12 protein-coding genes are annotated in these 12,524 nt (G+C 66.6%); all 12 read left to right on the top strand.

Annotation, left to right across the window (positions count from 1 at the left end):
- Positions 1–88: 88 nt before the first annotated feature.
- The 12 genes from hisC to BFE01S_RS18720 all read left to right on the top strand — a co-directional run bounded on the left by hisC (position 89) and on the right by BFE01S_RS18720 (position 12,455).
- On the top strand, positions 89–1,201 hold the full coding sequence (gene hisC / locus BFE01S_RS18665) for a histidinol-phosphate transaminase (protein WP_028226801.1): 1,113 nt from the start codon (positions 89–91) through the stop codon (positions 1,199–1,201).
- 33 nt (positions 1,202–1,234) lie between these two features.
- Positions 1,235–2,164 carry a prephenate dehydrogenase gene (locus tag BFE01S_RS18670; RefSeq protein WP_028226802.1) on the top strand — a complete coding sequence of 310 codons (930 nt, stop codon included), beginning with the start codon at positions 1,235–1,237 and terminating at the stop codon, positions 2,162–2,164.
- Positions 2,165–2,248: 84 nt separating this feature from the next.
- Positions 2,249–3,553, top strand: coding sequence for a 3-phosphoshikimate 1-carboxyvinyltransferase (gene aroA, locus BFE01S_RS18675; protein WP_028226803.1), 1,305 nt, complete (start codon positions 2,249–2,251; stop codon positions 3,551–3,553).
- A gap of 60 nt (positions 3,554–3,613) precedes the next feature.
- Positions 3,614–4,330 carry a (d)CMP kinase gene (gene cmk, locus BFE01S_RS18680; RefSeq protein WP_028226804.1) on the top strand — a complete coding sequence of 239 codons (717 nt, stop codon included), beginning with the start codon at positions 3,614–3,616 and terminating at the stop codon, positions 4,328–4,330.
- Positions 4,331–4,509: 179 nt separating this feature from the next.
- A complete protein-coding gene (gene rpsA, locus BFE01S_RS18685) occupies positions 4,510–6,240 on the top strand; it encodes a 30S ribosomal protein S1 (RefSeq protein ID WP_028226805.1) in 1,731 nt (576 codons plus the stop codon).
- A gap of 25 nt (positions 6,241–6,265) precedes the next feature.
- Entirely contained in the window at positions 6,266–6,589 is a 324-nt protein-coding gene (locus BFE01S_RS18690) for an integration host factor subunit beta (protein WP_028226806.1), read from the top strand.
- 289 nt (positions 6,590–6,878) lie between these two features.
- Entirely contained in the window at positions 6,879–7,172 is a 294-nt protein-coding gene (locus BFE01S_RS18695; RefSeq protein ID WP_028226807.1) for a LapA family protein, read from the top strand.
- 64 nt (positions 7,173–7,236) lie between these two features.
- Positions 7,237–8,412, top strand: a complete 1,176-nt coding sequence (gene lapB, locus BFE01S_RS18700) for a lipopolysaccharide assembly protein LapB (protein ID WP_028226808.1) — start codon at positions 7,237–7,239, stop codon at positions 8,410–8,412.
- A gap of 105 nt (positions 8,413–8,517) precedes the next feature.
- On the top strand, positions 8,518–9,924 hold the full coding sequence (locus BFE01S_RS18705; RefSeq protein WP_028226809.1) for a UDP-glucose dehydrogenase family protein: 1,407 nt from the start codon (positions 8,518–8,520) through the stop codon (positions 9,922–9,924).
- The gene (gene rfaE1 / locus BFE01S_RS39275; protein WP_052420930.1) at positions 9,887–10,939 is read left to right on the top strand and encodes a D-glycero-beta-D-manno-heptose-7-phosphate kinase; all 1,053 of its coding nucleotides are present in this window, start codon (positions 9,887–9,889) and stop codon (positions 10,937–10,939) included. The genes BFE01S_RS18705 and rfaE1 overlap by 38 nt, the downstream gene beginning before the upstream one ends.
- A gap of 88 nt (positions 10,940–11,027) precedes the next feature.
- On the top strand, positions 11,028–12,020 hold the full coding sequence (gene rfaD / locus BFE01S_RS18715) for an ADP-glyceromanno-heptose 6-epimerase (protein WP_028226810.1): 993 nt from the start codon (positions 11,028–11,030) through the stop codon (positions 12,018–12,020).
- A 78-nt stretch (positions 12,021–12,098) separates the two neighbouring features.
- A complete protein-coding gene (locus tag BFE01S_RS18720; RefSeq protein ID WP_028226811.1) occupies positions 12,099–12,455 on the top strand; it encodes a ComEA family DNA-binding protein in 357 nt (118 codons plus the stop codon).
- The last annotated feature ends 69 nt before the right edge of the window (positions 12,456–12,524 follow it).

The following is a 12,524-nucleotide window of genomic DNA, read 5'->3' on the forward strand; positions in this document are numbered from 1 at the left end:
AGCGGTGTCCCGCGCCAATAGTGCGCCGGGACCCGTTTCGCCGCACGCCGCCTGGGCCGCTGGCCCGACTCTGCATGGAGAGACCCGCATGACCTCGCAATTCGGCCCGAACTACGTGCGCGCCATCGCGCCCTACGTCGCGGGCAAGCCGATTTCTGAAGTCGCCCGCCAGTTCGGGCTCGACGAGGCGCGCATCGTGAAGCTCGCGTCGAACGAAAACCCGCTCGGCATGCCCGAGTCGGCGCAGCGCGCCATGGCGCAGGCCGCGAGCGAACTGGGCCGCTATCCGGATTCGAACGCGTTCGAACTGAAAGCCGCGCTCGCCGCGCGCTACGACGTGCCGCCCGAGTGGATCACGCTCGGCAACGGCAGCAACGACATCCTCGAACTCGCGGCGCACGCCTGTGTCGAGCGCGGCCAGTCGATCGTCTATTCGCAGTACTCGTTCGCGGTCTACGCGCTCGCGACCCAGGGCGTGGGCGCGCGGCATCTCGTGACGCCGGCCGTGCGCCATGGCCACGATCTCGACGCGATGCTCGCGGCGATCGCCGACGACACGCGCCTTGTTTTCGTCGCCAATCCGAACAATCCGACCGGCACGTTCATCGACGGCGCGACGCTCGAAGCATTCATCGCGAAGGTGCCAGGCCACGTCGCGGTCGTGCTCGACGAGGCCTATACGGAATACCTCGCCGCCGACAAGCGCTATGACTCGATCGCCTGGGTGCGCCGCTATCCGAACCTGCTCGTTTCGCGCACGTTCTCGAAGGCGTATGGGCTCGCGGGGCTGCGCATCGGCTTCGCGATCGCCCAGCCCGGGCTGACCGATCTGCTGAACCGTCTGCGTCAGCCGTTCAACGTGAATACGCTCGCGCAGGCCGCGGCCGTTGCCGCTCTCGGCGACACTGCGTTCCTCGAAAAGAGCGCAGCGCTCAATGCGGAAGGCTACCGCCTGCTGACGGCCGCGTTCGAGCGCCTGAACCTCGAATACGTGCCCTCGGACGGCAACTTCGTGCTCGTGCGCGTGGGCCACGACGACGGGGCCGGCGACCGCGTGAACCTCGCGCTGCTCAAGCAGGGCGTGATCGTGCGTCCGGTCGGCAACTATGGGCTGCCGCAGTGGCTGCGCGTGACGATCGGCCTGCCCGAAGAGAACGCCGCGTTCCTCGCGGCGCTCGAACGCGCGCTCGCAAGCGCGTGAGCTGCCCCATGTCTTCTTTTTTCCGGTGATGCCGTGAGCGCGTTTTCCTTCAGCAAACTGGTGATTTTCGGCGTCGGCCTGATCGGCGGATCGCTCGCGCGCGGCCTGCGGGAGCGCGACGCGGAGGGCGCGGGCCGCGTGATCGGCGTGGGGCGGCGCCTGCACACGGTCGAACGCGCGCTCGAACTGGGCGTGATCGACGCAGCCGCCGCGCTGGACGACGATGCGGCGCTGGCCGAAGCGCTCAAGGGCGCCGATATCGTGCTGCTGGCCGCCCCGGTCGCGCAGACGCACGCGCTGCTGGAGCGCATCGTCCCGCATCTCGAAGACACCACGCTCATCACCGACGCGGGCAGCACCAAGAGCGACGTGATCGAGGCCGCCCGCGCGGCGCTTGGCGCGCGCATTGCGCAGTTCGTGCCGGGCCACCCGATTGCGGGGCGCGAGTCGAGCGGCGTCGAAGCCGCGCTGCCCGATCTTTACGTCGGTCGCAATGTGGTGCTGTGCCCGCTCGCGGAGAACGCGCCGGAAGCGGTCGAGCGCATTGCCGCGATGTGGCGCGCGACGGGTGCCGTGATCGGCACGATGAGCGCGGCGCAGCACGACCGCGTGTTCGCGTCGGTGAGCCATCTGCCGCATGTCCTGTCGTTCGCGCTCGTGGACCAGATCCTCGCTTCGCCCGACGCCGAGCTGAAGTTCTCGTTCGCGGCGGGCGGCTTTCGCGATTTCACGCGCATTGCCGCGTCGAGTCCCGAAATGTGGCGCGACGTGTGCCTCGCAAACCGCACGGCGCTGCTCGCCGAGCTCGATGCCTACACTGAAGCGCTGGCGAAGCTGCGCGCGGCCATCGATGCCGGCGACGGCGCCGCGCTTGAAACGGTGTTCGCGCGCTCCCGCGCGGCGCGTGCCGCGTGGCAGGAGCGCGGCGGCAAGCGGGCCGCCGACGCGGCCCCCGACAAGTAACACGGCCGACAGGGGGCGAGGCGGCTGGTAAGCCGCCAAAACGCCAAGCGCCCCCACCGGCGACCGAATTCTCAGGACACACTCATGGACCACCTCGATCTCGGACCGTTCTCCCGTGCGTCCGGCACGATCCGTCTGCCCGGCTCGAAGAGCATCTCGAACCGCGTGCTGCTGCTCGCGGCGCTCGCCGAAGGCGAGACCACGATCACAAACCTGCTCGACTCCGACGACACGCGCGTCATGCTCGCCGCGCTCGAAACGCTCGGCGTGAAGCTTGCGCGCGAGGGCGACACCTGCGTCGTGCAGGGCACGCGCGGCGCGTTCACGGCACGGCGCGCCGATCTGTTCCTCGGCAACGCGGGCACGGCGGTGCGCCCGCTTACGGCGGCGCTCGCGGTGAACGGCGGCGACTACCGCATTCACGGCGTGCCGCGCATGCACGAGCGGCCCATCGGCGACCTCGTCGACGGCCTGCGGCAGATCGGCGCGAAGATCGACTACGAGGCGAACGACGGCTATCCGCCGCTGCGCATCCGCCCGGCGGCGATTTCGGTCGATGCGCCCATCGCCGTACGCGGCGACGTGTCGAGCCAGTTTCTCACGGCGCTCCTGATGACGCTGCCGCTCGTTCGCGCCAAGGACGGCGTGACCGTCGTGCAGGTGGACGGCGAGCTGATCTCGAAGCCGTATATCGAGATCACGATCAAGCTCATGGAGCGCTTCGGCGTGAAGGTCGAGCGCCAGGGCTGGCACCGCTTCGAAGTGCCGGCGGGCGTGCGCTACCAGTCGCCGGGCAAGATCATGGTCGAGGGCGACGCCTCGTCGGCGTCGTACTTTCTCGCCGCGGGCGCCATCGGTGGCGGACCGCTGCGCGTGGAAGGCGTGGGGCGCGCGAGCATCCAGGGCGATATCGGCTTTGCCGAGGCGCTCGGGCGCATGGGCGCGAACGTCACGATGGCCGACGACTGGATCGAAGTGCGCGGGATCGGCAACGACCACGGCAAGCTCGACCCCATCGACATGGACTTCAACCTGATTCCCGACGCGGCCATGACGATCGCGGTGGCGGGGCTGTTCGCGGACGGCGCGACGACGCTGCGCAACATCGCGAGCTGGCGCGTGAAGGAAACCGACCGCATTGCCGCGATGGCCACGGAATTGCGCAAGGTGGGCGCGGAGGTGGAGGAGGGGCCCGACTACCTGATCGTGCGGCCGCCCGCGCAGCTCACGCCCAACGCGGCGATCGACACCTACGACGACCACCGCATGGCGATGTGCTTCTCGCTCGTGAGTCTCGGCGGCGTGCCGGTGCGGATCAACGATCCGAAGTGCGTGGCCAAGACCTTCCCCGACTATTTCGACCGGTTCCTCGCACTCGCGCAGCCCTGAGTCCCGAGCCGCCCGCCCTCCGCCCCTGTTGCCGATATTGAAGTTGCCATTGCAGCCAGCATGAAAACGAACCGTCCCTTTTATCCGACGCCCGTCATCGCAATCGACGGCCCGACCGCTTCCGGCAAGGGCACGGTGGCCACGCTGGTCGCCGCCCATCTCGGCTTTCACCTGCTCGACAGCGGCGCGCTGTACCGGCTCGCGGCGCTCGCGAGCCTGCGCTACGCGATTGCCTCCGACGACGCCGACGGCCTGGCGAAGCTGATCGACGATCTCCACATCACGTTCCGCGAAGGGCTGGCGCAGCTCGACGGCGTGGATGTCTCGACCGAGATCCGGGCCGAGGAAGTGGGCAACCGGGCCTCCGTGATTGCCGCGCACCCAGCGGTGCGCACGGCGCTGGTGGCGCGCCAGCGGGCCTTCCGCAAGCTGCCGGGACTCGTCGCGGACGGCCGCGACATGGGCACGGTGATCTTCCCGGACGCGGTCCTGAAGGTGTTTTTGACCGCCAGCGTGGAGGCCCGTGCGGCCCGCCGGCATAAGCAATTGATCCAGAAGGGATTTTCTGCTAATATGGATGACTTGCTCCGGGATTTGCGTGAACGCGACGCGCGCGACAGTCATCGTGCGGCCGCGCCGCTCAAGCCCGCAGCGGATGCGCAGCTTCTGGATACCTCGGCGCTATCCATCGACCAGGCGGTCGAGCGGGTGGTGCAGTGGTATCAGGCGTTGCCGCAGGCCGCCCGTCATCACGACGGGCACGGCAAACCGGCGTAAGCCGTGGCAGCAGTTGTACCAGGTACGTGTAGTGGCAGTGGTGCTCCGCACGAGCGGAGCGTGTGTTAAACCCTTTAACCCCGTATGGCTTTCGCATTCGTGCCGCGAACAGGCGTTCCGGCAACAAGGCGGGTCCGGTCAGGATGACCGGCCAGGCAGTGAACCCGCAAGCGCAAACCATGCAAATCCAGATTTTTATGTCCGACCTGCAAACCTCCACCCCGAATACCGAATCTTTCGCGGCTCTGTTCGAAGAGTCGCTGACCCGCCAGGACATGCGCGCCGGCGAAGTCATCTCCGCTGAAGTCGTGCGCGTCGACCACAACTTCGTGGTCGTGAACGCGGGCCTGAAGTCCGAGGCTTACATTCCCATCGAGGAATTCCTGAACGACCAGGGCGAAGTGGAGGTTGCGGCGGGTGATTTCGTTTCCGTCGCGATCGACGCGCTGGAAAACGGCTACGGCGACACGATCCTGTCGCGCGACAAGGCGAAGCGTCTCGCTTCGTGGCTGTCGCTGGAAAAGGCCCTCGACAACAACGAACTCGTGACCGGCACGATCACGGGCAAGGTCAAGGGCGGCATGACCGTCATGGTCAACGGCATCCGCGCGTTCCTGCCGGGTTCGCTCGTCGACACGCGTCCGGTCAAGGACACGACGCCGTACGAAGGCAAGACCCTCGAATTCCGCGTCATCAAGCTCGACCGCAAGCGTAACAACGTCGTGCTGTCGCGCCGCGCCGTGATCGAAGCCACGCAAGGCGAAGAGCGCGCAAAGCTGCTCGAAACGCTGAAGGAAGGCGCGATCGTCAACGGCGTGGTCAAGAACATCACCGACTACGGCGCGTTCGTGGACCTCGGCGGCATCGACGGCCTGCTGCACATCACCGACATCGCATGGCGCCGCGTGCGTCACCCGTCGGAAGTGCTGTCGGTTGGCCAGGAAGTCACGGCCAAGATCCTCAAGTTCGACCAGGAAAAGAACCGCGTTTCGCTCGGTATCAAGCAACTGGGCGACGATCCGTGGGAAGGCATCTCGCGCCGTTACCCGTCGGGCACGCGCCTGTTCGGCAAGGTCACGAACATCACCGACTACGGCGCGTTCGTCGAAGTCGAATCGGGCATCGAAGGCCTGGTTCACGTGTCGGAAATGGACTGGACCAACAAGAACGTTGCGCCGTCGAAGGTTGTCCAGCTGGGCGACGAAGTCGAAGTCATGGTCCTCGAGATCGACGAAGACCGCCGCCGCATCTCGCTCGGCATGAAGCAATGCAAGCCGAATCCGTGGGATGACTTCAGCCGCAACTTCAAGAAGGGCGACAAGCTGCAAGGCGCGATCAAGTCGATCACCGACTTCGGCGTGTTCATCGGCCTGCCCGGCGGCATCGACGGCCTGGTTCACCTCTCCGACCTGTCGTGGAGCGAAACCGGCGAAGAAGCCGTTCGCAAGTACAAGAAGGGCGACGAAGTCGAAGCCGTGGTCCTGGGCATCGACGTCGAGAAGGAACGCATTTCGCTCGGCATCAAGCAGCTCGAAGGCGACCCGTTCAGCAACTTCGTTGCTGTCAACGACAAGGGTTCGACGGTTGACGGCGTGGTCAAGTCGGTCGACGCAAAGGGTGCAGTTATCACCCTGAACGCCGATGTCGAAGGCTACCTGCGTGCTTCGGAAATCGCGCAAGACCGCGTGGAAGATGCTCGCAACGTGCTGAAGGAAGGCGACAAGGTCAACGCGATGATCATCAACATCGATCGCAAGTCGCGCGGCATCAACCTGTCGATCAAGGCGAAGGACTCGGCTGAGACGCAGGAAGCGCTGCGCAGCATGTCGTCCGACTCGGGTTCGGCTGCCACCGGCACGACCAACCTCGGCGCGCTGCTGAAGGCCAAGCTCGACGGCCAGAACCAGTAAGCCTCAAACGGGGGCAAGCTGAAGTATGACCAAATCTGAATTGGTCGCGCAGCTGGCTACGCGATTTCCGCAACTGGTTCTCAAGGATGCGGATTTCGCGGTCAAGACGATGCTCGATGCGATGTCTGAGGCGCTGGCCAAAGGCCATCGCATCGAAATTCGCGGCTTCGGCAGCTTCGGCCTGAATCGCCGGCCGTCGCGCGTCGGACGCAACCCGAAGTCGGGTGAAAAAGTGCTGGTGCCCGAGAAGTTCGTGCCGCACTTCAAGCCCGGCAAGGAGTTGCGCGAGCGCGTGGACCGGCGCTCGGGCGAGCCGCTGAAAGCAGACGAGCCGGACGACGATCTGTAAGCGCTCTGCGAGTGCTTGCGGTTGTCGGCGGTCAATGCCAGATGGCCGAATGGCCAGACACAAGGACCGGAAAAGCGCCGGGGGTTATCGACCCCCGGCGCTTTTTTTTAGCGCTTTTTTGCCGTAGCGCGTGCCTGGCCGCGGCGAGTTCCGGCACGTGGGCCATAGCGCACGTGCCGGGTTGCAGGCCATTCATTTACAATACGGGTCACTTCGGCACGGCACGTGCTGCGGCGCAGCATGGCGGCCCGTGCCGGCGCCTTCTTCGCAACTGCCAAGAGACTCTTTCATGAGATTGATTGCCTGGGTGATCCGTGTGCTGGTGTTCGTGTTGCTGCTGGTGCTCGCGCTGGGGAACACGGACCCCGCGACGCTGCACTTCCTGGCCGGCTATTCGTGGCAGGCTCCGCTTATCCTGATCGGCCTCGCGTTCTTCGTGGTCGGGCTGCTGGCCGGCCTGCTCTCGGCGCTGCCGGGCATCTTCCGGCTGCGCATGGAAAATGGGCGCCTGAAGCGCGACCTGCGCACGGCGCGCGAAACGCCGGCGCCGGCTGTCGAGCCGCCGCTGCCGCCGCTCATCTGATCCGACTGTCCGGCCGCGCGCGTCGCACCGCGCGGCCCGTTATTCCGCTCACACCATCGACCGCATGGATCTCGATTTCTGGTGGCTGCTCGTCATTCCGGTTGCGTTCGCACTCGGCTGGATGGCATCGCGCTACGACCTCAAGGCGCTCCTTTCGGAGAGCGCCAACCTGCCGCGCTCGTATTTCCGCGGCCTGAACTTCCTGCTCAACGAGCAGCCGGACAAAGCCATCGACGCGTTCATCGAAGTCGCCAAGCTCGACCCCGAAACGGTCGAACTGCACTTCGCGCTCGGCAACCTGTTCCGCCGTCGCGGCGAGACCGACCGGGCGATTCGCGTGCACCAGAACCTGCTTTCGCGTCCGGACCTGCCCGTGAACGAGCGCGACCACGCGCTTTACGAACTCGGCCAGGATTACCTGAAGGCGGGCATGCTCGACCGCGCGGAAGAGACGTTCGTTTCGCTGCAGTCCGGCGACTATGCGCAGGGTGCCCAGCGCGCGCTGCTCACGATCTACGGCATCGAGAAGGACTGGAACCGTTCGATCGATACGGCGCGCCAGCTCGAAACCATGGGCGCGGGCTCGCTCGACGTCGAGATCGCCCAGTTCCACTGCGAACTCGCGCAGGAAGCGCTGCAGCAGAAGCGCCCCGACGAGGCGCGGCGCCAGCTTTCGCTCGCGCTCAAGGCGAATCCGCAGAACGTGCGCGCCACGATCCTCGCGGGCGACGTCGATGCCGCGAGCGGCGACTGGGAGGCGGCACTCGCCCAGTGGCGCCGCGTGGAGGAGCAGAATCCCGCCTATCTGCCGCTCGTGGCCGAGAAGGTCATGAAGGCCTGCGAGTCGCTGGGCCGCGCCGAAGAGGGCGCACAGTTGCTCACCGGCTGGGTGGATGCCTATCCGTCGAACGATCTGCTCGACGCAGCGTATAAATATGTCGCGGCGCTGCGCGGCGCCGAGGCGGCGCACGCGCTCGCGCGCACGCAGATGCAGAAGTCGCCGAACCTCGCCGGCATGTCGCGCCTGCTCGAAGCCCAGCAGGCGAGCGCCGAGGAGCCGCGCCGCAGCGAACTCGAACTGATGCGCACGCTCTTGCAGCAGCGCACCAAAAATCTGCCACGTTATACATGCCAGAATTGCGGCTTCCGGGCCCGCCTCTTCTACTGGCAATGCCCGGGGTGCAGCGGCTGGGAAACCTACGCGCCGCGCCGCGTCGAGCCGATCCCGACGTCGGGCTGAGCGGCGCGCGGCGCCCGCGGGCGCTTGCCGGCCGGGATGCCGGCCACGCGCCGCACGCGGGGCGCTGCGCTGCGACCACTACAGAGAATCTTCACCGGAGCGCGTATGAAAATCACCATTGTCGGTACTGGCTACGTTGGCCTCGTCACCGGGGCGTGCCTTGCCGAGATCGGTCACGACGTGTTCTGCCTCGACGTCGATCCGCGCAAGATCGACATCCTGAACGGCGGCGGCGTGCCCATTCACGAGCCGGGCCTGCTCGAACTCATCGCGCGCAATCGTGCCGCGGGCCGCATCACCTTTTCGACCGACATCGCCGCGAGCGTGGCGCATGGCGACGTGCAGTTCATCGCCGTCGGCACGCCGCCCGACGAGGACGGTTCCGCCGACCTCCAGTACGTGCTGGAAGCGGCGCGCAGCATCGGCCGCTACATGAACGCCTTCAAGGTGGTCGTGGACAAGTCGACGGTGCCCGTGGGCACCGCGCAGCGCGTGCGCGCCGTGCTCGACGAAGAGCTGGCCAGGCGCGGCCTCGCGGACAGCGCGCAGCATCGCTACTCGGTCGTCTCGAACCCCGAGTTCCTGAAGGAAGGCGCAGCCGTGGACGATTTCATGCGCCCGGACCGCATCATCATCGGCATCGACGAGGACGCGGACGGCCGTGTCGCGCGCGAGAAGATGAAGCGCCTCTACGCGCCCTTCAACCGCAATCACGAGCGCACGATCTACATGGACGTGCGCTCCGCCGAATTCACCAAGTACGCGGCCAACGCCATGCTCGCCACGCGCATTTCGTTCATGAACGAAATGGCGAATCTCGCCGACCGCGTGGGCGCCGATATCGAATCGGTGCGGCGCGGCATCGGTTCCGATCCGCGCATCGGCTATCACTTCCTCTATGCGGGCTGCGGCTACGGCGGCTCGTGCTTTCCGAAGGACGTGCAGGCGCTCATCCGCACGGCTGCGGAGTCGGGCCAGAACCTGCGCATTCTCGAAGCGGTCGAGGACGTGAACCACGCGCAGAAGGAAGTGCTGGTGCGCAAGATCGTGAGCGCGTTCGGCGAAGACCTGGGCGGGCGGCACTTCGCGGTCTGGGGCCTCGCATTCAAGCCCAATACCGACGACATGCGCGAGGCGTCGAGCCGGCGCCTGATCGCCGAGCTGCTTGCGCGCGGCGCCGCGGTCACCGCCTACGACCCGGTGGCGACCGACGAGGCGCGCCGCGTGTTCGCGCTCGATCTCGCACATGTGCCGGAGCTGCTCGCGCGCCTGACGTTTGCGGCGAGCCCGGACGAGGCGGTCGTGGGTGCGGACGCGCTCGTGATCGTCACCGAATGGACGGCGTTCAAGGCCCCGGACTTCGCGCACCTGAAGTCGGTGCTCAAGTCGCCGCAGATTTTCGACGGACGCAATCTCTACGAGCCGGACGCGATGGCGGAACTCGGCATTGACTATCACTCGATTGGACGCCCCCATGTCAAGCTCGCAACCGACGCAGCTTCCTCTGTCTGATTCCGCGCTGGCGGGCGCCGCGGGCTCGGGCGCTGCCGCGCACGGCGTGACGTTGCCCGGCAGCGCCGCGCTCGCGCCGGCCGTCGAGCACGTGCCGCGCGAGCGGTTCGAGACGGCGCGCGTGCTGGTGGTGGGCGACGTGATGCTCGACCGCTACTGGTTTGGCGACGTGAACCGCATTTCGCCCGAAGCGCCCGTGCCGGTCGTGCACGTGCAGCGTCAGGAAGATCGCCTGGGGGGCGCCGCGAACGTCGCGCGCAATGCCGCGGCGCTCGGCGCGCAGGCGGGCCTGCTGTGCGTGGTCGGCCACGACGAGCCCGGCGAGCGCATCGTCGCGCTGCTCGGCGAGAGCGGCGTCAATGCCTACCTCGAACGCGACCCCGCGCTGCCCACCACGATCAAGCTGCGCGTGCTGTCGCGCCAGCAGCAGTTGCTGCGCGTGGACTTCGAGAACACGCCCGCCCACGAAGTGCTGCTCTCGGGCCTCGCGCGCTTCGATGCGCTATTGCCCTCGCACGACGTGATCCTCATGTCCGACTACGCGAAGGGCGGCCTCACGCACGTCACGCAGATGATCGCGAAGGCGCGCGCGGCGGGCAAGGCGGTGCTCGTCGATCCCAAGGGCGACGACTGGGAGCGCTATCGCGGCGCGAGCGTCATCACGCCGAACCGGGCCGAACTGCGCGAAGTGGTGGGTACCTGGAAGTCCGAAGAAGATCTGCTCGCGCGCGTGACGAAGCTGCGCCACGAATTGCAGTTCGACGCGCTGCTGCTCACGCGCTCGGAGGAGGGCATGACGCTCTTCGCCGAGGACGGCGTGCTGCACGCGCCGGCCGTCGCACGCGAAGTGTATGATGTTTCGGGCGCGGGCGACACCGTGATCGCCTCGATCGCCGTGGCGCTGGGCGCGGGCCTGCCGCTCGTGCAGGGCGTGGTGATCGCCAACCGCGCGGCCGGCATCGTGGTCGGCAAGCTCGGCACGGCCACCGTCGAATACGACGAACTCTTTCAATGACGCTGCGCGCCGGGCCGCCGTTGCCGGTGCGGTTGCCGATACAGCGGCGCGGTCCGCGCGCAGCGCCCTCCTTCATTGCAGGCACATCATGACTCTCATCGTGACCGGCGCGGCCGGCTTTATCGGCAGCAACATCGTCAAGGCGCTCAACGAGCGCGGCGAAGAGCGCATCATCGCCGTCGATAACCTCACGCGCGCCGACAAGTTCAAGAATCTCGTCGATTGCGAAATCGACGACTATCTCGACAAGACCGAGTTCGTCGAGCGCTTCGCGCGCGGCGACTTCGGCAAGGTGCGCGCGGTGTTCCACGAAGGCGCCTGCTCGGACACGATGGAGACCGACGGCCGCTACATGATGGACAACAACTTCCGCTATAGCCGCGCGGTGCTCGATGCCTGCCTCGCGCAGCGCACGCAGTTCCTGTACGCGTCGTCGGCGGCGATCTACGGCGGCTCGACCCGCTTCGTGGAGGACCGCGAGGTGGAAGCGCCGCTGAACGTCTACGGCTATTCGAAGTTCCTGTTCGACCAGGTGATCCGCCGCGTGCTGCCCACGGCGCAGAGCCAGATCGCGGGCTTTCGCTATTTCAACGTCTATGGCCCGCGCGAAACGCACAAGGGCCGCATGGCTTCGGTGGCGTTCCACAACTTCAACCAGTTCCGCGCCGAAGGCAAGGTGAAGCTTTTCGGCGAGTACAACGGTTATGCGCCGGGCGAGCAGACGCGCGACTTCGTTTCGGTCGAGGACGTCGTGAAGGTCAACCTGTTCTTCTTCGATCATCCCGGGAAGACCGGCATCTTCAATCTGGGCAGCGGCCGCGCACAGCCGTTCAACGATATCGCGAGCAGCGTGGTCAACACGCTGCGTGCGCTGGAGGGCCAAGCGCCGCTCACGCTCGACGAGCAGGTCCAGCACGGCCTGATCGAGTACATCCCGTTCCCCGACGCGCTGCGCGGCAAGTACCAGTGCTTCACCCAGGCCGACCAGACGAAGCTGCGCGCCGCGGGCTACGACGCGCCGTTCCTGAGCGTGCAGGAAGGGGTGGACCGCTACGTACGTTGGCTGTCCGGCCAGGTGTAATTCGCACTCCCGACTTCTTAAACTGGACTCTCACTGCCGGCGACGGTCGCCGGCAGGTGGTTTCAAGGGAGATCCAGCATGATCAGGAAACACCTCGCGGCGTTGCTCATCTTCGCCGCATTCGGCCACGCGTTCGCCGCGGTCGATGTCAACACGGCCAATGAAGACGCGCTGCGCGGCATCAAGGGCATCGGACCCGCCCGCGCGAAGTCCATTCTCGACGAGCGCGGCGCGCACGGACCGTTCAAGGACGCCGCCGACCTCGGCAAGCGCGTGAAGGGCATGGGCGGCCATACCGTCGAACGTTTGCAGGCCGAAGGATTGTCGGTCGGGCCGGCGAGCGGGCAGGGCAACGCGCAGGCCGGCGCCCAGGCTTCGAAAACGGCGCCGGGTACATCGAGCGGCCAGGCGGCGACTGTGACGGTCAAGAAATAGCGGCCGCGGCCCGAATCGATCACCGTCTCCTTCAGGTGCCGCCCTTGCAGTCTCACCCGGCGGCTTCCT

Source organism: Paraburkholderia ferrariae NBRC 106233 (assembly GCF_000685035.1).
In the GTDB taxonomy this organism is placed as follows: Bacteria; Pseudomonadota; Gammaproteobacteria; order Burkholderiales; family Burkholderiaceae; genus Paraburkholderia; species Paraburkholderia ferrariae.